Below are 22,722 nucleotides of genomic sequence, written 5' to 3'. Positions count from 1 at the left end.
TGTGTTAAATTGAATTAGAGAAAGGGGAATTTATGGAACTAATTTTGAAAATAGTAAGAGTCAATACTTTTCTATGATTATAATTGCTTTTTAATCCATTGACTAGGCGTGCTATTTTCCACTTTTTTGAAGTATGTATTGAAGACACTTTTTGAGTTGAAACCACTATCATAAGCAAGTCCAAGAATTGTAATGTGTTCAAATTTTGGATCAATCGCAATTGTTTTAAAATGTGCCAATCGGTATTGATTGATGAAATCGTTGAAGTTTTTATTAAACTCAGTATTTAATAACCAAGATAATTTATTAGGGTGTAAATTAATAGTATTCCCAAGTTGTTTTAAAGATAGATCAGAATTTAAATAGAGTTGGTCGTTTTTTAAAGTGTTGATAAGTAGGTTTTTATATGCATTTGTTTCTTCAGCGCTTAGCGGTTTGATATTACTTTTTTGCTCTGTATCGTTTGCATGAATAATTTCATTTGTAGTATGTGAAATGATTTGTTTATTAATATACTCATACTTTTTGTGTGATCGTAATGGAGCTAAAAAAGGATCTAGTTTATAATTGACGAGTTGTCCAAAGCGTAAGTTGATCTTTTCTTCAAAAATAGCCATTGCTTCTGTTATTTTACCTGAATGTATCAGTAGATAAAAATTCCAAGGATAAAGGCTTTTAAAGCTATCTTGAATAGTGATATTAGTATGTTTGTTTTCAGATTTTTTTGAATGAAAACAATCGAAAAGTAATCGGCAAGTATCAGGTTTTAGTAATTGATCTCTTTCTAAGATATATTGATTAAACGCTTTTTTATCTTTTAAAAGTAATAAGCATGCTAATTTGGTTTCTATAGCCAATGCAAAATTTGAATCAATTTCAAGAGCTATATTTAGATATTCAATGGCGTTTTTGTATTGTTTTTTTGTAAAATAAATGTTTCCTTTTGTAAAGTAATGATTTGGAGACAAAGGGTTTATTGCTATTGCTTTATCAATGTATATCAATGCCTTTTCTAATTGATTTGTTGCTATGTAAATTTCGGCTAAACCTTCATGAGCAATCGCATAATTTGGATTGATAGCAAGTGTCTGTTTTAGATATAGAATCCCTTTTTCATAATCCCAATTGATCCAAAAACTAACAGATGATTTAGAGAAAAAGCCTAAATATGAATTTGGATTAATTTGAAAACCTTTTTCTAAATAGAATAGCGCATTTTTTATACCTTCTTCACGTTCAATGTATCCCCAACTTGTAAGAATCCCGTAGGATCTGCTCAATGAAAAATAAGCATCTGCATATTGTGCATCTTCCTGTATCGCTATTTTATACATTTCAATAGCTTTTAAGTAGTCTTCCAATTTCCAATTTAATTGAAATTGTCTGCCTTTTAGATATGATTTGTATGCATTTATGTTTTTAGTTCCTTTTGTTGGAATTTGTTCAGCAATATGAAAGTGACCAAAGTTTTCTCTAATTTGCTCAGCGATAATCAAACTAATTTCATCTTGCAGTTCGAAAATATCTTCTAAATTTCGTTGAAATCGTTTTGACCAAATAGGGAAACCATCAATAGCATTGATTAATTGTACGGTAATTCGAATGGTATTTTTATATATTCGAATGCTTCCTTCCAACACATTGGTAACATTTAAAATAGATCCAATTTCTTTAATGTGAACATTTTTATTTTTGAATGCAAACGATGATGTACGTGCTGTAACTTTTAAACCTTTTATTTTAGTCAAAGCATTGATGATTTCCTCTGTAATTCCATCACAGAAGTATTCATTTTCTTTGTCATTGGACATGTTGACAAATGGTAAAACTGCTATTGATTTTGTTGTTATTTCCAAAGAGTATATATTTTATACTAAACTTTAAACAAGTTCTAATACTTATTTAGACTATTTTATTGTTTCAATTTTCGATTTCTTTAAAGATGTATTAAAAATAGTAAAACTCCTTTTTAAACCAAAAAATGGTTTCAAAAATCCTATTCGTTTAATGATTAGTTCATAGATTATAAAACAACCGATAAACGTACTAATTGTAATGGCTAAGAATTGCATCCAAGCGTTTATTTTTAGTGGTAATATCAACATGGCGCTTGCATATAAAACAAACATATGTATGATGTATACAGGATATGCAGCTTTGCTTAAATAGCTTAGTGTTTTACTTGGTTTATTTAAATATTTATAACCTAATCCGAAGATTCCAAATATCCAACAATTAGATTCAATAGCCATTAAATAATTAGGTGCTTCCGTAGCAAATTCAATATATCGTATTCCAAATAAAATAGCTGCCAATCCTATGTAAAACCATTTCCAAGTTAATACTGTTTGCCAAAAGGTTTTTCCAACATATATAAAAAGGAAACCAAAAAAGAAAGCAAGAAGTCCAATGAAAAATCCATGCCACGTTTGCGCGTATAACGCAAAAATTTGTGGTTTTACTAAAAGTACTTCTATAATGAAAAAGGCACAAATTGCTAATGGCCCTAAAGGATTTTTCATGATAGTTATTAGCTTCTTTTTGAATGTACTATCTTCTAACTTTTTTAAGCATAAAAACACAGGTAATAGTAGTACTACATAAGTAAAAATATTTCCTAAAAACCATAAATGACCAAAATGTGCTTTATAATCTAATGGCATGTTATAGTATTTTTGAAATATAAACATGTGCAATGGAGTAATAGCTATAATTCCAAACAGGAAAGGTAACAAAATTCGTTTTGAACGTTCTTTTAGTAATTGTTTCCAGTTTCTTTTACGCATGGCAAAGTATAAGCCCATTCCAGATACGTAAAATAGAAATGGAATTCGCCATACGTTTAACATTGTCATTGGTTTCCATAAATTTTCTAAAAATTCGTTACTACGTATGAATGCTATAAACATTGCCCACGGCTGAAATATGATGGCTATATGATAAATTAATAGTAAACCAATTGCAATTACGCGTAACCAGTCAATATCGTATCTTCTTTGTGTAGTCATTACAGTGTGTTTTTTTAAAAATTACTTTAACATGGAAGCAATTGTAGGTCTTGTTTTTTCGATATGATCTAGATCCATTTGTAAGCCCATTGGAGCTAATTGTTGTTGTAACATTTCGTAGATAGGTTTGATAGTATCAAATGGTCCCATTACAGATTCTTTGGCTGTAGCACCAAAATTATTTCGTAGTGATTGATCCGATCCAGCATTTATAAGTGCTTGTACAAGTTCTGTTCTACAGAAAAATGCTGCAGAGTGCAATGCTGTTGAACCGTCATTGTTTTTTAAGTTTAAATCAGCTCCAGCTTCTATAAGGGCTTTTGTAATTTCTTTTTTATTAAAACTAACAGCAGTAATTAAAGGAGTTGATCCAGTCATAGCATCTTTTGTATTGAGATCTGTTCCTGCTTTTATGTGTTGCTGTATTGCTTCAATATTATTGCTTAGTACAGCTGTCTGAATGTCAATTTTTGGTGTTTCAATTTTAGAAACATCCGTTGAAGTGTCTGTTGTTTCTGATTTCTTCTCAGACGAAGAAGTACAAGAAATAGTTAGTAAGAGTAGAAGTGCTAATGTAATAGTTGAGATTGTTTTAAAAGAATTCATTTTAATTGTCTTCATGATTGATTGCATTTATTGTTTATATTTTGATTTATGCAACAAATGTCTGGCTGAAAGCAGTTAAAAAAAATAAAGAATACCTGAACTGTAGAATATGACGGATGAATTGTTTTTTATTAGAGATATAAAAAAACGCCATCTGTTATGATGACGTTTATTTGAATTTTTAAACCGCATGAATCTTCGATTTTTATGGGTTTTCAGGTAACTGTTCTGTAATTTGATAGGTACTAAAGTTTAGGAAGTTTCCTGGATGTGCTAATATATTTTGTAAGATGAAAGGTACATCTGGACTTATTCCTGAATATTGTGTTGTTCCATCCAAATTGATATCATTTGAATTATATCCACTTACTGCATATGTTGGGAAATTTAAGAAGTTTCCAGCATCATTAAGTACTGTAGATAAGATTTCTGGTGTATCTGGGCTTGTTCCTGAGTATTGTATAATTGTGTCCGCATTAACATTTCCTGCCCACATAGCTACTTTTCCGGAAGGCATTCCAAAAGTGGTTTGCGCATTATTTCCAAAAGTAATTTGATTGGAAGCATCTGTAAAATCGACAGTAGTTCCCGTTTTTGAAAGCGCAACTGTATTCGTAGTCATGATTCCTAAATGGTTTCTATGTTTTATTACTACATAGTAATTTCCTGCAGCAACTTCAAATTCGAGCGTGTTGTATTGTGAATCTAAAATATCGCCATCACGTTGTAATAACGCTGACTGACTTGCTATAACTTGTGTGTTATCTGTAGCATTTCGTAATTCTACCCAAATCCAATCAACTAAAGCATTTGTATCTTGAATATTGAAAATGTCAGAATCGAGTGTGTTGCCATCTCCATAAGGTGAAGTTGTTGGAATATGACTATTTCTGTGTAAATCGTCTCGCATGAACGATTCTTCTCCTGTATATGGATTTAATGCTGCTCCTTGTAAAAATACTTTCGGATTAATATTAATTGCTAATTTTATAGTGCCTTGCAAAAATCCTTGTGATAGGGTAGTAGTACCATCTGTAATTGTAGTCGTAACAACTTCGCCGACAGTAAAATCTACAGTAGTGGAACCATTAGAAATAGTAGCTCCTGAACTACCAATTACTTGACGCTCTATGGTTTGTGCGTTACTCATATGAATTCCAAAGAGTAAAGAAGTTATAATAAGTATGTTTCGCATCATTTTTATTTTTTGAAAGATAAGTATAAATTGTATTCAGTTAAAATTTACAGTAATTTTTTATACTACATTACTTGATAATCGCAATATGTTTCTAGATATAGCCACTTTATATAGGTATTGGCAATTTGGAGATTCGTCAATTCTATAATTCGTTCCGTAAAGAAAACAGTTTTTAATGCATAAAAAAACGCCATCCTATATATTTGGATGGCGTTTTGGTAACTAGAGCCCAAATCTAAGTTACCTCGTTATAGCTAAACTAAAAGCACTATTTTTTTCTTTACACTTACTCGTTTTCAGGTAATTGTTCAATAATTTGATACGTACTAAAACCTAAAAAGTTATTTGGATGCGTCAATATATTTTGTAGAATGAATGGAACATCAGGTTCCGTTCCTGAGTATTGTGTGTTTCCATCCATATTGATATCATTTGCATTGTAACCTGTTACCACATAGGTTGGAAAGTTTAAGAAGTTTCCAGCATCGTTTAGTACTGTTGACAGAATATCTGGTGTGTCTGGATTGGTTCCAGAGTATTGAACGATTGAATCTTCATTGGCGTTTCCACTCCACATGGCTACAATGTCTGTTGGCATTCCAAATGTGGTTTGTGCATTGCTTCCAAACGTAATTTGATTGTTTGCATCTGTGAAGTTAATTGTTGTTACAACTTGTCTTAATGTGATTGCTGTTGCAGACATGATGCTTAAATGATTTCTATGTTTTACTACAATGTAATAATTTCCAGCAGGCACATTTTCAAAGGTTAAAGGCGTTACTAAATCATCATTTGTAGCTACAATATCACCATCACGCTGTAACACTCCTGATTGTCCAGCAACAACAGTTGTATTGGTATTTGCATCGCGTAATTCAACCCAAATCCAATCGACAATTGTATTTACACCATTATCAGAAAGTCCCACAGTTTCACTGATACTAGCACCATCTCCATAAGGAGAATTTGAAGAGTATAAAGCACCTGCAGTTCTTAAATCGTCACGCATTAAGCTTTCTTCTCCAGTAATCGGATTGATTAATGCTCCTTGCAAGAATACATCCACATCAACAATTACAAAATCGCAACTTGTTTCGTTATAGCTTGTTTGCGTATCTAAGTTTGTCCAATACGTATTACTATAGGCTTCATCATCCACTAAAACACAGTATAAATCATCATTCCCTTGTGTGTTAATTTCAGTAATTGCTCCGTTGTTTCCGTTTTGAACATTTAGACTTATTAATTGATTGTTATCGCAAAACAATGTTTTTAGTGCTATGTTATTGCTTAGATCAAGCGCTGTAAGTTGATTTTGAAATAGATCTAAGGTTTCTAATGCTGTATTTGTAGAAAAGTCTGCGGTAGCGATCGAATTACCATATACGACAATAGTTTTTAAGGCTGTATTGTTTGTGGTATTCAAACTTGTTAACTGATTAGAATCTGCTGATAAATTTTGTAATAAAGTATTTTGTGAGATATCTAAATTTGTAAGTCCGCACGCATTAGCTGAGAGCGTTACAAGGTTTGGACTGTTTGAGATGTCTAACGATCCAATTAAATTATCTGATGCGTTTAAACTCGTTAATGCTATAAAGTCTTCAATTCCTGTAATATCTGTAATGCCATCATTGACAAGATTTAAGTTGGTAACTACTTCAATTAGCGCTGTTGGCACTTGTCCGTCTGCAGAAATGTCATCATAACCTAAGGCTTCTAAACGTGCTTCAAAGTTTGCATCAGGAATGGCAGTGTAGCGACAATATTGATCGTTAAAACTTGTGGTCACATCAATTCCTCCCCAATAAGTGGTACTGTATGTAGCATCATCTACCAAAATACAAGTTAAACCTGAATTGTTGATGGCTACAAAATTGGTAACGTTCATATTATTACCATTCTGAATGTTTACAAATGTTAGATTGTTATCATTTGCAACAAAAGAAGTCAATGCCGTTTGAAGCGAAACATCAATCGTTGTGATGGAATTATTATCGCACCAAAATGTAGTTAGCAATGTATTGGTAGTTAAATCGATGTTTGTCAACGCATTGTTTCCACAACGCAAGTCTAATAAAGCTGTATTTGTAGACACATCAAGAGTAGCAATTGAATTGTTATTACATTCCAAATAGGTTAATGCGGTATTTGCAGAAACATCTAAACTACTTAAATCATTGAAAGAACATACCAATTGTTCAAGATTGGTATTTGCACTAAGATTTATGGTTGCAATAGGTGTAAACTTTGTCCAAAGTATTTTTAATGCAGTATTATTTGAAAGGTCTAAACTTGTAAATGTATTAAGAGTTGCATACAATTCTTCTAAAGCAGTAAAGTCTTCAATTCCTGTAATATCTGCAATGCTTTGCGAATTGATGTCTAAGGTTGTTACGACTTCAATTAACGCTGTAGGCACTTGTCCATCGCCAGAAATATCATCATACCCTAAGGCTTCTAAACGTGCTTCAAAGTTTGCATCTGGAATTGCGGTATATCTACAATAATTACTGTCTCTAAAAGTGACTAACGAATCTATTGTTGTCCAGTTGGTAGTTGCATGCGCTAGATCATCAACGAAAACACAAATTGAATTTGAATTTCCTGTTAGTTGAAAGTTAGTACCTCCGCTTATATTTGTATTGTTTCCATTGCGTAAATCAAAAGATTCTAGGTTATTATTACTAGCTCTAACAACTTGTAATGCAGGATTGTTTGTTAAATCTAAAGTAGTTAGCTGGTTATTATTTCCATAAAATGACCTTAGTAAAGTATTGTTAGATACATCTAATGTTGTGAGATCATTTCCAGTAAGCCATAATACTTGTAGATTGATATTATTAGATAGATCTAGATTTGCAATAGGACAACTTTCACTTTTAAAACCAACTAATAATGTATTTGCAGAAAGATCTATAGATGAGATATTGTTATTTCTAATAATTAATTGTCTTAATTCGGTATTGTTAGTTACATCTATAGTACTTAATGAGTTATAACCGCAATCGAATGTTTTTAGTGCTATAAAATCCTCAATACCAGTTATGTCAGCGATGTTTGCACTTTCTACATCTAAATCTTCTACAACTTCAATCAACGCGGTTGGCACTTGTCCGTCAGCTGCAATATCATCATATCCTAAAGCTTCTAATGCTGCTTCAAAATTGGCATCAGGAATAGCTGTGTAACGACAGTAGGTTTCAGAAAAAATTAAACCTGTACCAACTTGTGCCCAATAAGTTGTGCTATATGCAGCATCGTCTACTAATACACAATCTAAATTGTTGTTATTTGTCACGTTAAACGTGGTCATGTTGCTATTGTTTCCGTTTCTGATGTCAATATGTTCCAAAACTCCTGTTTGTCCTTCAAACCTTGTCAAAACAGTTAATCCTGTTAAGTCCAAAGAAGTAATTAAAGAACCATTTACTTTTAACCAATCGAGTAGGACATTGTTCGTAATATCTAATGTGCTTACATCAGTATTGTCAATACGTAATTCGTTCAATAATGGATTATTTGAGACATCAATTTCTGTAATATTTGTTTTGTATAAGCGTAATTTTTTCAAGTTTATGTTAGTGCTTAAATCTATAGCTGCAATATCTGTTTGAAACGCTTCTAATATCTCTAAAGCAATATTATTACTTATATCTAAAACAGCAATATCATTTACAGGACATTCTAATTTTGTCAAGGCTGTATTTGCCGAAATATCTAATGCACTTAGCTCATTGGCTCCGAGATCAACCTCTTTTAAATTTAAGTTATTTGATAAATCTATCGAAGTAATATTATTACCGTTTGCAGTTAACATTTCTAAAGTTGTATTATTTGAAATATTAAGTATTGTCAGGCTGTTCTCGCCACAGTTTAAATTTGTCAATGCTGTAAAATCTTCAATTCCTGTTAGATCACTAATAGATTTGTTTCTTACATTTAATGCTGTTACGGTTTCAATTAACGCTGTTGGCACTTGTCCGTCTGCAGAAATATCATCGTACCCTAAAGCTTCTAACTCTGCTTCAAAATTGGCGTCAGGAATGGCAGTATAACGACAATACGCATCGCTAAAGGAAGCTACTCCAGTATCAATATTTGTCCAATTTGTAGTACTCCAAGCGGCATTATCTACCAAAATACAAGTCAAAGCTGTATTTCCTGAAGCATTAAAGTCTGCATCTAAAATTGCGGTATTGTTTCCATTTTTAGCATTTAGGAATGTCAAATTATTATTCGCACATTCTAAACTTATCAATGCTGGATTGTTTGAAACATCTAATTTCGTTAAGTTATTATCAGAGATTCTTAATTGTGTTAATGCAGTTAAGTTTGAAACATCAATACTAGTTATATTAGCTCTCAGTATACTTAAGATTTCTAATAGATTATTTTGAGAAACATCTAAACTATTTATGTCTGTATCTTGAAGGTATAAAGTTTTTAAGTTGACATTATTGGTAATATCAATACCTGTAAGATTGGTATGATCACGAAGATTAATGGTTTCAAGTAGCGTATTGTTTGAAACATCAATTGTTGTCAATAGATTGCTTCTTAAATTTAAGAATGTCAGATTGGTGTTTTGACTAATATCAATTGTACTCAGTTGATTGTATCTACCTCTTATATAATCTAGTGTCGTATTAGCTCCAAGCATAACCGATGCAATAGAATTATTATTAAACTCTAAGGTTTGTAAATTCATATTAGCACTCACATCCAAAGAAGTCAATGTGTTATCTGAACAATCTAAATTAACCAATGCCGTAAAATCTGAAATACCTGTTAAATCCGATATAGATTGATTTGTTACATCTAAAGTAGTTACGACTTCAATTAACGCTGTTGGTACTTGTCCGTCAGCGCTTACATCGTCATATCCTAAAGCTTCCAATGCAGCTTCAAAGTTTGCATCTGGAATCGCAGTATACGGTATTTCATTGATAGCAAAACTTCCCAAACTAATAGGGCAGGAGCTTTCATCAAAAGCTACCCAAACATCATAGTTTCCTATCGCCAAATTGGTAATTTCTGCATTGCCAAGTGTATCATCAAAAGTGTACGGATATGTTGTACCGCCATCTACACTAAATTTAATTTGTGTTTCGGTAGCTTCATCATCAAAACTTACTTTGATAATTCCATTATTTTGTCCAGTATTCACGCCTACAGTTTCCGTAACAGAAGCCACAGGTACTACTTGATTTGCCAACGGGACAAAGTATATAGCTCCAGAATTACTTGGACTATCATCTTCATTCTGACCAATTAATAAATAAGGAAAAGAAACGGCTACAGCTCTGTTTGCGAATTCATCCCAACCAGCGCCTGAAGTTATTTTTGCAATTTGCGTCCAGTTATTGGTGCCATTACCTTTAAATGTATAGAGCGCATCTGAATTGATTGCTCCATTTCCAAAAGTTCCTACGTATAAATATTCTCCATCTAAAGCAACATCAGTTCCAAAACGTTGATCATTAAAACTATCTTTATCATCATTTTGAATCATGACGCTATTGGCTTCCAGATAATCGCCATTTGCATCCGCTTTGTACACATAAACTCTTCCTTGATCGGCTTCAGGTGTTGTAGAAGTTTCAAAATTCATAGCACCAATGGCTAAATAATCTCCTTCAACATCTATAGACCATCCAAAAGCTTCTGTAGTTTCAGTACCTCTTAATCTGTGTGTACGTGACCAAGTTCCATCATTTGCCTGATCCCAAATTTGCACAGATCCTGCGGAAGCATTTCCGACAGCAGAAAAATCTTGAGGTCCGCTAACATACGCACGTCCATCTTTTACTAACACATCATGACCAAATCGTGCGCCATCATAATTTGATTGCACTTGCGGCTCTAGTTTTGTTTCGGTATAAGTAAAGGTATTGGTACCATCATTTTCATATAGATACGCACATCCTCCAGTACATCCATTACGCGCTCCAACAAGTACTAAATCACCTTCGATAGAAACTGATTCTCCATAGCGAATTCCAGTAGTACCATCACTAGGTTCAAAAATGGCAACTTCCGTCCACGTATTCACACCATTGTATTCAAATAAATACGCAGCTCCAGTATCTACATCAGCAGCATCTAGTTGCGAACGTGCGCCAACCAATAAGTAGTTTCCTTCTAAGGCAATAGCAGAACCAAAATTATCTCCAGCAAAACCATCACTTGCAGATAAGATTGTTTGTTCTGTCCAATTTCCTGAACCATCATTTGTAAAAATATATACTTTTCCTGCGGCAGCGCCATTGCTACGTGAAACAACTGCAGCGATATTTCCGTCAATAGCAACACGTTCGCCAAATCTATGATTGGACGTAGCATCGCTAGCTTTTGTTTTTGAAGCGCCAGCAGTTGTTACTGTTAGTGTACCAGAGAATAGACTCTCATCAAAAGGACAAGAGGTTTGTCCATAGCCGTACGAAGCGATACATACTAAAATTAAAAATAGATTTCTTTTCATAAGAATTGAATGATAGGTTATGATTGATTTTTTAGCTCTTTTAAAAAGAATTCAAATTCATATAGCGAATCTAATTCAGCTTTCATTTTTTCTTTTTTGGATTGTAGTGTTTCCAAAGAAGATTGCTGTTTATTCGTTTTTGTAAAAAAGTTTTTAATGAAAACTAACATCACGTCTTTATATAAGTTGCTTTATGAATTATGATGCAGCAATACTAGAAATATTTTTTAGTGTGTAAAAGAAATGATAGGGTGCAGAAAAGGGTGCAAAATGTGTAAATATCTGATTATATTGAATTTACATATTCATCTAAAGAATCTTTTGCTGATAGGTTTAATTTCTTTTTTAGACGAAATCGGGTAGATTTTATAGCTTCTAAACTCGTTTTTCTAAGTTCAGAAATCTCTTTTCTTGATAGTCCAAGTTTTATAAATGAGCAAACTTCAACATCCGTTTTGGTAAGATTGGAATGTTTTTCACGGAGTCGTTTTAAGAATTCAAAATTGAGTGTTTCTATATTTTCTTTGAGTAAAACAATTTTTGAATCTTCTAATTTGTCAGCTTTCAATTCGGCAATAATTCCTGTAAGCGAAACACCTTCTTGTTGTTTGGAGAGTTTACTGAGATTGTCGGTTAATTTTTCTTTAGATTGTAAATGAATGATGGTTTCTGTCATCAATTCAGTGATTTCTTCCCTTTTTGAACTGATTTCAGTACTCAATTCATTAATTTTTGTGTTTAGTTTTTCTGCTTCAAGTTGTTTTCTGAGGCGTAATTTTTTATAGTATTTTACACCAAAATAAAACGTAAAAACGATAATGAATAAAGTAATTATAAATAATGCGAGATACCATTTTTTTTGAAGTGATTCATTTTCAGTTTTTAGCATGAGTACATTCTTTTCTTGTACAAACTGAATGCTATCCATATAACGTTCTTTTTCAAAAGCATAGTTTAGCTCTATTTCGCGAATTTCTTTAATCTTAGCTAAGTTTAAAATACTATCGCGCGCTTTGGCATACCTTCTGTAATCTTCCAAAGCATTGTAATAATCTTTTAAATTATTGTAAATGAGACTTCTTCTTCGATAAGATAAAAAATACCGACGTCCCATTTTTTCAGTTTTGGCAATGTCAAGTGATGTATTTATGTGAAATAGCGCTTTATCATATTCTTTTAATGCGATGTAAATTTTTGTGATATTAAAATGAGAAGCTGCAATCGCTGTCTTTTTTCTGATTTTTGTTACATAAGCCAGATTTTTTAGTTGCAATTCCAATGCTTCCCGATATCGTTTTTCTCTGACATATAAATTAGAAATATTTGACATTACTTGATTGATACCTTCTTCATAGTTGGCTTCTGTATAGTATGCTAAGGTTTTATTTAAAAAATATTTTAAAGAATCAATTTCAGTATTGGCTTTATACGCTCTGGAAAGTATATTGTAATTGTGTCCAATACTTCTTGGACGTTTTAATTGTGTATTGATTGTAATTGCCTTGTGAAGTATTTTTTTAGCTTTTTTAAGTTCTTTTTGATAAATAAGTACATTCCCAATATTATTACAACTAGATGCCAATCCTATAGAATCATTGTATTTTTCAAATATTTTTAAGGCTTTGTAATAGTTTCGTAAGGCTTCTGAATAATTGGCACGTCTCCTGTAAATTAAACCAAATTGTTGTAAAATTTCGGCTTTTTGTAATTCCGTGTTATGGGTGTTTTTTGAGGATTCTATTATTTGTAACGCTTCATTTAGATAGGAAGATACGCTGTTAAAATCGCGTCGGAGTTGATAATCGCCCAATTTCAGATATGCTTCAATTTTTAAAGAATCATTTGGCGCTTCTGCTACCACTTTTTCTAATGCTACTAGGGTAGAATCTTTCTCTTGTGCAATACTTGTAAAAGATTGCAAAAGCGTGATTATAAATAGGAGAGAAGCTGAACGCATTTGTATGATAGGTTGTATTACAAAGCTAACTATAAGTTGTGACGAATACAAAACTGCTTGTCTGAACTATTTCCCAATACAGAAATTAGCAAAGATATTTCCTAGTAAATCGTCACTTGTAATTTCTCCTGTGATTTCTCCGAAATGATATAATGCTTGGCGAATATCAATTGCCATTAAATCACCTGATAAGCCAGATTCTAAACCGTAATGCACTTTGTCAATTTCTTCCAAGGCTTTTAGTAGCGCATCGTAATGACGTGTGTTGGTAATGATGGTTTCATTGTTACGCAAAGCGCCTGTGTTTACAAAGGAAACAAGCTTATTTTTTAAATTATCAACACCTATATTTTCTTTGGCAGATAGCAATAATAAATTATCAAACTCAAATGTATTTTTGATGAATGTTTCATCACCTTTATCAATTTTGTTTGAAACGACAACAATTGGTTTTTGCGGGAATTTATTTTGAAGTTTATGAATTTCCTGCAACATCAATTTTGATTTTTCTTGATCGTTGGATAGGAGAGAAGCATCAAATAAATAAATGACAACTTGTGCTTGCTCTATTTTCTCGAATGTTTTTTGAATTCCGATGCTTTCTACAACATCTTTTGTTTCACGAATTCCAGCCGTATCAATGAATCGGAACGAAATTCCATCAATGACCAATTCGTCTTCAATGGTATCACGTGTGGTTCCTGCAATGTCAGAAACAATGGCGCGTTCTTCATTTAACAACGCATTTAATAATGTAGATTTCCCAACATTCGGTTCTCCGACAATCGCCACAGGAATTCCATTTTTGATTACGTTTCCAACGGCAAATGAATCTATTAAACGTTTTAGAACAAATTGAATGCGCTTTACTAAAGTTTTAAACTGTGAACGATCGGCAAATTCGACATCTTCTTCTGCGAAATCGAGTTCTAACTCAATTAAAGAAGCAAAATTTAATAGTTCTTCACGCAAGTTTTTGATTTCATTGCTAAATCCGCCACGCATTTGCTGCATTGCCAATTGGTGTGAAGCTTCCGAATCACTTGCAATTAAATCCGCTACAGCTTCCGCCTGCGATAAATCGAGTTTTCCGTTTAAGAATGAACGCAAGGTAAATTCTCCAGCATTGGCATTTCTACAGCCATTACGCAATAGTAACTGAATAATTTGCTGCTGAATGTACACAGAACCATGACAGGAAATTTCAATCGTATTTTCGCCAGTATACGAGTTAGGTCCTTTAAATAAAGACACTAAAACCTCATCCAAATAACGATCTTCATCAATGATATGACCTAAATGAATGGTATGTGATTTTTGTTTGCTCAACTTTTTATTTCGGATCGATTTAAAAAGCGGTTCACAAATTGTAATGGCATCTTTTCCAGAAACTCGAATCACAGAAATTGCGCCAGCTCCAGAAGGTGTTGCTAAAGCGACAATTGTATCATTTGGAATCATATTCATGTAATTTGTGCAAAAGTAGGGAATATGTTTGGTTTTTGTATGTTGAGTTACTTCGCTTTTTGATATTCGTATTTAACATGAACTCGATATAACTTTTTTCAAATTAATTTTTTAAAACTTTAAGAATTAAAAAATACATACACCTGTATTTCCAGCACTTTATTTTCATTTTCATTTTCTTTGCTCGCCCAAAGAAAACGAAACAAAAGAAATGGCGCTTTTCCAGAGGTATTTTTAGTTTTTCTTTCATTGAAAAACTAAAACCGCATGAATTTTTCTAAATTTTTTGCAAGGATTCAAAAATTTTTAACGAAAAATTCCTGCTATACTGCGGAAAAGAAACGCTTGCGACTGAATACTTATATCGACTGACTTTATTTATTAAACTTCTAAATCATTAATATTTAAACAGTAAGTCGTAAAGCAAAAAAAACGCCATCTGGTAGGTGATGACGTTTTTCGTAATTAGGTGCCTCATATTGTCTAATTACATATAATTAAAGCCAGACTAAAAACTTTAATTTTATTTTTTTACAACCTTGATTGTTTTTTGAGCATCTTTCGTTAGAACTTTTACAAAGTATAATCCTGTTTGTAAACTACTCATATCTAAAGTTTCTAGATTTGATGTTGATTTTAGCACCAATTGCCCATTAATATTAGTTACTTCAACAGTTGTAATATCTGCGACTCCTGTGATGTGGATTTTATCTGTTGTTGGATTTGGATATACTGAAACACCAGTTAATTCTTCAGTAGCTATGCTTAAGGTAGAAAAATTAAAAGTACTAATTCCTGATAATCCTGAATCATCAGGATTTACAACATTTGTAAATGATGCCATTGCATCATCAATCATATCTGCCTGCATAAATGATTTTAGTGGTGTTACTACATTTGCTAAAGCAGAATCATTTGCCAAAATGGAAAGAACTCCTGATGTTGGTGATCCAACTAACTGTATTGTTACTATTGGACTCGTTGTCCCATTAGAAGGTGCGGGTAATGACATTGGACTTCCTAATGTTTCTGTGATTAGATATCCATCTATAGTTGGTTGTCCAAGGTCACTTCCATTAAAGAAAGAAGCTACTGCACTACTTCCAAGTGAAGAAGTGATACTCGCCGTAATACCATCTGGTAAAAGAATTGTAAATCCGTAACTCTGTACAGAAGTAGCAAAGTTAGATGTACTTGCATTTGGAACTGCTGAAATAGTGAAATTATAACTTCCGTTATCTACTAACGTATAGGTATAGCCATCTTGTGCTTGTATCTGTCCAAAGAAAAAACAAAGGACTAAGGCAAGTAGTGTAGGTAAGGTCATTTTGTTCATAATAGTAATTGAATAATATTTATATAGTTAGTTTTCTGGTAATTGTTCTATGATTTGATAGGTACTAAAGTTTAGAAAGTTTCCAGGATGTGCCAATACATTTTGAAGGATGAAAGTCAAGTCGGGAGTCGTTCCCGTATATTGCGTGTTTCCGTCCATGTTTACATCATCTGTTGTGTATGCAACAACACTATATGTTGGAAAGTTTAAGAAGTTTCCAGCATCATTTAATACGGTAGCTAAAATTTTAGTTACATCTGGATCAGTTCCAGAGTATTGAATGAGCGTGTCTCCATTTGCATTTCCTGTCCACATACCTACAATATCCGCCGGCATTCCAAAGGTTGCTTGTGCATTGATTCCATGTGTAATTTGGTTGTTCTCGTTTGTAAAATCTACGGAAGTGATATTAGTCGTCAACGCAACCGTATTGAACGTCATGATGCCTAAATGGTTTCGATGTTTTATTGCGATATAATAGTCACTCACATTTTGATTAAAACCTAGTTCAGAAATTCCATCTACTGCTACTATATCTCCGTCACGTTGTAGCAATGCTGATTGTGCATCGATTACTAAGGTATTGTCGTTTGCATCACGCAATTCTACCCAAATCCAATCGACAATAGCATCCGTTCCTGTAGTATTGAAAACGGCAGCATCGCAAGTTACATTGTCACTGTACGGACTTGTCGTTGGTAGGAGTGAAGCAGTTCGTAAATCATCGCGCATCAGCGTTTCTTCTCCTGTAATTGGATTTATAGCGGCACCTTGCAAATATACTTTTGGAGCCACTAGAATGATATCGCAACTTACATCATTGTAACTAGCTTGCGCATCCTTATCCCAATTATTGTAATTGCCCATTCCCGCGGTAGCTGCTGCGGCATCATCAACTTTAATACAGGTTAGATTTGGATTCCCATACACTTCAAATTGTGTCATATTCGTATTGTTTCCATTTGCAACATTTAAACTTGTGAGTTGATTGTCATGAGCAAATAAATAGTTAAATACGGGATGTTGACTAACATCTAAGCTTGTGAGTTGATTATCAAAACATTCTAAGCCTTCTAGAAGCGGATTTTGCGTAATATCCAAACTCGTTAGCTGATTTCTTGAGCAATTTATATAGAAAAGTGCTGGATTTTGGGTGACATCTAACGCTGTTAAATTGTTGCTATTACAATTCAACTCGACAAGGTTTATGTTTTGAGTTAGATCTAAGGTTGTTAAGTTGTTGTTGCTACATGTTAACGTCGTTAGCGCTGTATTTTGTGTGACATCCAAACTCGTCAATGCTCCATCGAAAAACACCAAGGTTTCTAAGAGTAGATTTTGACTCACATCGATACTTTGAAATAAACCTTTACGAACAATGAGTGTTTTGAGTGCTGTAAAATCTTCAATTCCTGTCATATCAGCAATCAAATCATCGTTGGAAGGAAATGGACCCAAAAATATGTTCAATGAGGTTACATCTACGATATTGGCTGTGGTTACATACTTGTCATTGTCTATTCCGTTACCGTAATTACGATCTTCCAAATAGGCTTCAAAATTAGCATCGGGCACATAGGTATCATAGCAATGTTCGCCATACGAAGCTGTTATGTCTTTTAACCAATTTTGAGTAGTTAAATACGAGGCATTTTCATCATCGACATTGATACAGGTTAGATTTGGATTGTTGGTCGCATCAAAATAGTTGAAATTTATATTGTTTCCATTCTTAATATTCAAACTTGTTAATTGATTGTTTTGTACTTCAATAAATTCCAATGCTGTATTTGCAGAAAAATCAAGATGCGTGAATTGATTATCATTAGCTATAATAGCTATTAAATCAGGATTTCCACTTAAATCCATCGAAGTAATTTGATTATCATTTAATGTCAGCAATCTTAAATCAATATTGCTTGTTAAATCCACAGCAACTATCTGGTTTTCGCTGAAATTGAGATTGTTTAAAGTCGTGAAATCTTCAATTCCTGTAAGGTCTGCTATATTTTGATTGTGAATTTGTAAGCTCGTTACATTCTCTATATCATCTGTATTTACATAATCGTCGTTGTCAATTCCATTCCCCATACTCGTTTCATCTCCAATGCTTACTGTGTTTCCACTGGCATCATGCGTTTCCAAATAGTTTTCAAAATTATCATCAGGAATATAGGTTTGCCTACAGTCTTCATTAAAAAATGTGTGTGCATCTTTCGCAACCCAATAGGTATTGGCATGCGTGACATCATCTACCGAAACACAACTTAAATTAGGATTATTGGTTGATTTAAAATTAGTTATGCTTGTCGTATTTCCATTTTTTAGATTGATCGTTGTTAAAGCATTGTCTGTAACTTCTACGGTTTCAAGTAAGGTATTCAAGGAAAGGTCTAATGTTTCTAATTGATTGTTGTTGCCTGTAAAATATTCTAAATTGGTATTTTGAGTAAGATCTAGTAAAGTCAATTGATTATTAGCTGTATTCAATGACTGTAATGCTGTATTTGCTGTTACATCCAAACTTGCCAATTGATTGTTACTACAATCTAATTCTCTTACTAGTGTATTCTGACTCAAATTTATGTTTGTCAACATATTATCTTGACAACCAATATCTGTAATTAGCGTATTTTGAGAAAAATCGAGACTCGTTAATTGATTATTACCTACCACAAAATAGCTCAATTGCACATTTTGAGATAAGTCTAAATTTGAAATTTGATTGTTTTCAAGATATAAAAAATCTATTGCTGTATTATTTGTAAGATCGATACTCGTCAATTGATTATCATTAACAGATAATGTATTTAACAATACATTTTGTGTAACATCTAAGCTTGTTAGTTCATTATCAAAACAATTGAACTCAATTAAGGCAGTATTTGCGGTAACATCTAAATTCTGAATTTGATTGCGAGAACAATTTAAGTTTGTAAGCGCTGTAAAATCTTCAATTCCCGTGAGGCTTACAATTCCTTTATTAGAAACTTCTAGATTCGTTACGTTTTCTATATGAATAGTAGACACCGAATTATCGTTGGCAACGCCATTTCCCATACTAGTTGGATCGCCTACCGAAACTGTATTTCCAGTTGCATCATGGGTTTCTAAATAGTTTTCAAAATTTGCGTCAGGGATATTTGTCTGGCGACAATCTGTTGTAAAAAATGATTGTGCATCAATATCACTCCATTGATTTGTGGAATAGACTCTATCATCTACTTGAATACAACTTAAGTTTGGGTTATTGGTTGCATTAAAAAAGGTAACATTCGCATTATTTCCATTTTTCACATTGACTGTTGAGAGATCATTGTTTCTACAATCTAAATACTTGAGGTTCGTAAGATTACTTAGATCGAGTTCTCCAGTAGTTCCTGAATTATGAACTAATACTTGACGAAGCAATGTATTGTTAGAAAAATCAATAACATCTGTTAGCGTTGGTATTGTGAATGCCCATAATACTTCTAAAGCGGTATTGGTACTTACATCCAGACTGGTCAAACTTGTATTATTAATTCTGATATAATCTAAATTCGTCAATCCTGTTAGATTCACAGAAGTAAGGTTTCCATTACTATGTGCTGTAAAACGTTCTAAATTCGTAAGGTTTGAAATATCAATCGTAGTATTTGTATTACTCTCAATACGTAATTGCGTTAATCCCACAAAATCTTGAATTCCAGTAAAATCTGCAATTCCTCTTCCGCCAACATATAATTGAGTTACCGTATTGATCGCTGTTGTCGTTACATAATTATCATTTTCAACACCATTTCCCATACTTGTAGGTTCGCCTGCAAGAACTTCATTTCCGGAAGCATCATGGGTTTCCAAATAGTTTTCAAAATTATCATCAGAAATGTAGGTTTCGCCACAAGTAAGATCATAACTACTTTGCGCATCTTTTACCCATATATCAGCTAGATAAGATGCTGTAGGATCATCTACTTTGATACAACTTAAGTTTGGATTTGCATCTAATTTACTTGTGGTAAACGCTCCATTGTTTCCGTTTTTTAGGTTTAAACGTATTAATTGATTGGAAGAGCAATCAAATGCTATCAATTGCGTATTTAAGCTAACATCTAACTCTGTTAATATATTGTCATTGCAATATAACTCCGTTAGTAATACGTTTTGGCTCACATCTAAGTTTGCCATATTATTAATGTTACAATGCAACTCTGTTAGTAATACACTTTGACTTAGATCTAAGGTAGCGATATCATTGCTGTAACAATGTAACTCCGTTAGCAATGGATTTTGACTTACATTTAAGTTTACGATATCATTATTGTAACAATGTAATTTTGTTAATACTGTATTTTGGCTTAGATCTAAGTTTGCAATGTCACTGTCGAAACAATATAATTCCGTTAGCAATACATTCTGACTTACATCTAAGCTTGTCAGCGCATTGTCATGGCAATATAGTTTGGTTAAAGCTGTATTTTGGCTTAGATTTAAACTTGTGATACTTGTGTTAGAGCAGTCTAATTCTTGCAAACCTGTAAAGGCTTCAATACCTGTTAAATCGTTAATATTATTAGTATTACTTACATCTAAAACCGTAATAGTTGCTGCTCTATGATTTAATATGTTTGAACCAGCAATTGCTCCATCTAATTCTGGAATTAGATGTAAACTATCTACAAAATTAGCGTCGAGAATTTCTGTTAGTGCACAATCTATATCGCTAAGCAACATAGGATTTACAAAACTCCAGTTTGTCCGTGAGTATACAGGATCATCCACTAATATGCAAGCTAAATTGGATGATGCATCACCAATAATAATGTCGGTAATATTGACATTGTTTCCGTTTTTTATATTGAGAGACACTAAATTAGGGTTCGTATCTACTGTTAGTATGGTTAATGCTGAATTTTGAGAAAGGTCTAGTGCGGCAACATTGATTCCAGAAGCATATAACGTTGTCAGGTTGGTATTTGCTGTAAGATCTAAGCTAGTTAAATTGGTGTTTGAACAGTATAACTCCGTTAATAATACATTTTGACTTACATCTAAGCTTGCGATATTATTATTGAAACAATGTAACTCTGTTAATACTACATTTTGACTTATATTTAAGCTTGTCAATGCATTGTCATTACAATATAATTTGGTTAAGGCAGTATTTTGACTTAAATCTAAACTTGTGATATTTGTGTTAATACAACTTAATTCTTGTAATCCTGTAAAAGCTTCAATACCCGTTAAATCATTAACACTACTACCAGTAATACTTAGAGTAGTTAGTATCGCTGCTTTATGATTTAATATGTGTGAACCAGAAACTGCTCCGTCTAATCCTGGAATTATAGATAATCTATCTCGTAACGCTTCACTAGGAACTTCTGTTGTTGCGCAATCTACATCACTAAATAACGTAGTATTTGCAACAGTCCAATTCTCCCGTGAATATGCAGGATCATCTACTAAAATACAAGATACATTGGACTCCGTACCGCCCGTAAAAATCTCTGTAATATTTGTGTTGTTCCCGTTTTTTATATTTAGCGCTGTTAAATTAGGATTTGAACTTACTCTTAACGCGGTTAATGCTGAATTTTGAGAAAGGTCTAGTTCGGAAATATTGGTACCAGAAGCATTTAACGTTGTTAGGTTGGTATTTGCTGTGAGATCTAAGCTCACCAAATTGGTATTTTCACAATTCAATGTTTCTAACTGTGTAAGCGCACTTAGATTTACGGTAGTAATGTCTGTACCTGCACAATTCAAATTTATTAATGCAGTAAAATCTTCGATTCCTGTGAGATCTAAGATATCTCCAATAAGATCTAATGTCGTTACATTTTCAATATTTGCTGTAATTACATAGTTATCATTGGCAATTCCATTTCCCATACCATTGGTTTCTAGCTCAGTTTCGAAATCAGCATCTGGAACATATGTTTCGCCACAATGATTTCCAAAACCAGATAATGTGTCTAAATCCCACTCCGAAAGAAAACCTTCCGCTGTATTATCTACATTGATGCATATAATATTTTGGTTGTTTTGTGCTCTAAAAGTATCAATTCCACTATTGTTCCCGTTTTTTATATGTATTGTTTGAAACGAATTGTTATTTGCCAATACAGTAGTTATTGCCGGATTTGTATTTAAAGAAAGGCTTTCAAGTACATTGCGTTCACATTCTAGTCTTTCTAATGCAGTAAGTCCATTAACATTAATGGTTTCTAGTGCATTATCGTTAGCAAATACCTTTCTTAAATTTAGATTGCTTGTCAAATCTAAATGTACTAGTTGTAATGCATTGCAATTGAGTTCTTCTAATGCCGTGAAATCTTCAATTCCTGTTAAATCGCTAATGTTTGAAATATTTGAAGTGTTTTCACCACCAGCTCTATTCTGTACACTAAAACTTAGCACAGTTACGTTTTCAATATTGGCAGTTGTTACCAACTGATCGTTTGGAATTCCATTTCCCATATTGTTGGCTTCTAAAAAAGCTTCAAAATTGGCATCGGGAATCGTGGTAGTTTGTGCAAAAGCAGTATGACTGATACATGCCAATAAAAGAATATATAGTAATTTTTGTTTCATTGCAGATTTGTTTTTTTGAACAAGACAAACCTACATGTAAAACAATAAATATTACATAAGTTTGACTGGACAAAAACTGGACAGTTT

9 protein-coding genes are annotated in these 22,722 nt (G+C 32.9%); all 9 read right to left on the bottom strand.

Annotated elements, in window-relative coordinates:
• Nucleotides 1–77 precede the first annotated feature (77 nt).
• Nucleotides 78–1,856 carry a tetratricopeptide repeat protein gene (locus Q0828_RS13495; protein WP_298421805.1) on the bottom strand — a complete coding sequence of 593 codons (1,779 nt, stop codon included), beginning with the start codon at nt 1,854–1,856 and terminating at the stop codon, nt 78–80.
• 51 nt (nt 1,857–1,907) lie between these two features.
• Entirely contained in the window at nt 1,908–3,008 is a 1,101-nt protein-coding gene (locus Q0828_RS13490) for an acyltransferase family protein (protein ID WP_298421802.1), read from the bottom strand.
• 21 nt (nt 3,009–3,029) lie between these two features.
• Nucleotides 3,030–3,629, bottom strand: coding sequence for an ankyrin repeat domain-containing protein (locus Q0828_RS13485; RefSeq protein WP_298421799.1), 600 nt, complete (start codon nt 3,627–3,629; stop codon nt 3,030–3,032).
• Nucleotides 3,630–3,819: 190 nt separating this feature from the next.
• On the bottom strand, nt 3,820–4,809 hold the full coding sequence (locus Q0828_RS13480; RefSeq protein WP_298421796.1) for a hemagglutinin protein: 990 nt from the start codon (nt 4,807–4,809) through the stop codon (nt 3,820–3,822).
• A gap of 289 nt (nt 4,810–5,098) precedes the next feature.
• Complete coding sequence (locus tag Q0828_RS13475) at nt 5,099–11,296, bottom strand: hypothetical protein (protein WP_298421793.1); 6,198 nt, start codon at nt 11,294–11,296, stop codon at nt 5,099–5,101.
• Between the two features lie 286 nt (nt 11,297–11,582).
• Nucleotides 11,583–13,217 carry a tetratricopeptide repeat protein gene (locus Q0828_RS13470; protein ID WP_298421791.1) on the bottom strand — a complete coding sequence of 545 codons (1,635 nt, stop codon included), beginning with the start codon at nt 13,215–13,217 and terminating at the stop codon, nt 11,583–11,585.
• Between the two features lie 102 nt (nt 13,218–13,319).
• Complete coding sequence (gene mnmE, locus Q0828_RS13465) at nt 13,320–14,714, bottom strand: tRNA uridine-5-carboxymethylaminomethyl(34) synthesis GTPase MnmE (RefSeq protein ID WP_298421790.1); 1,395 nt, start codon at nt 14,712–14,714, stop codon at nt 13,320–13,322.
• Nucleotides 14,715–15,243: 529 nt separating this feature from the next.
• Entirely contained in the window at nt 15,244–16,056 is an 813-nt protein-coding gene (locus Q0828_RS13460; RefSeq protein ID WP_298421787.1) for a T9SS type A sorting domain-containing protein, read from the bottom strand.
• 27 nt (nt 16,057–16,083) lie between these two features.
• Nucleotides 16,084–22,635: a hypothetical protein gene (locus tag Q0828_RS13455; RefSeq protein ID WP_298421784.1), complete on the bottom strand. Its 6,552-nt coding sequence runs from the start codon at nt 22,633–22,635 to the stop codon at nt 16,084–16,086.
• Between the last annotated feature and the right edge of the window lie 87 nt (nt 22,636–22,722).

Source organism: uncultured Kordia sp. (genome assembly GCF_947496985.1).
Taxonomy (GTDB): domain Bacteria; phylum Bacteroidota; class Bacteroidia; order Flavobacteriales; family Flavobacteriaceae; genus Kordia.
The sequence above is the reverse complement of the archived record's forward strand: the minus strand, read 5'-3'. Positions and strand labels throughout refer to the sequence as shown.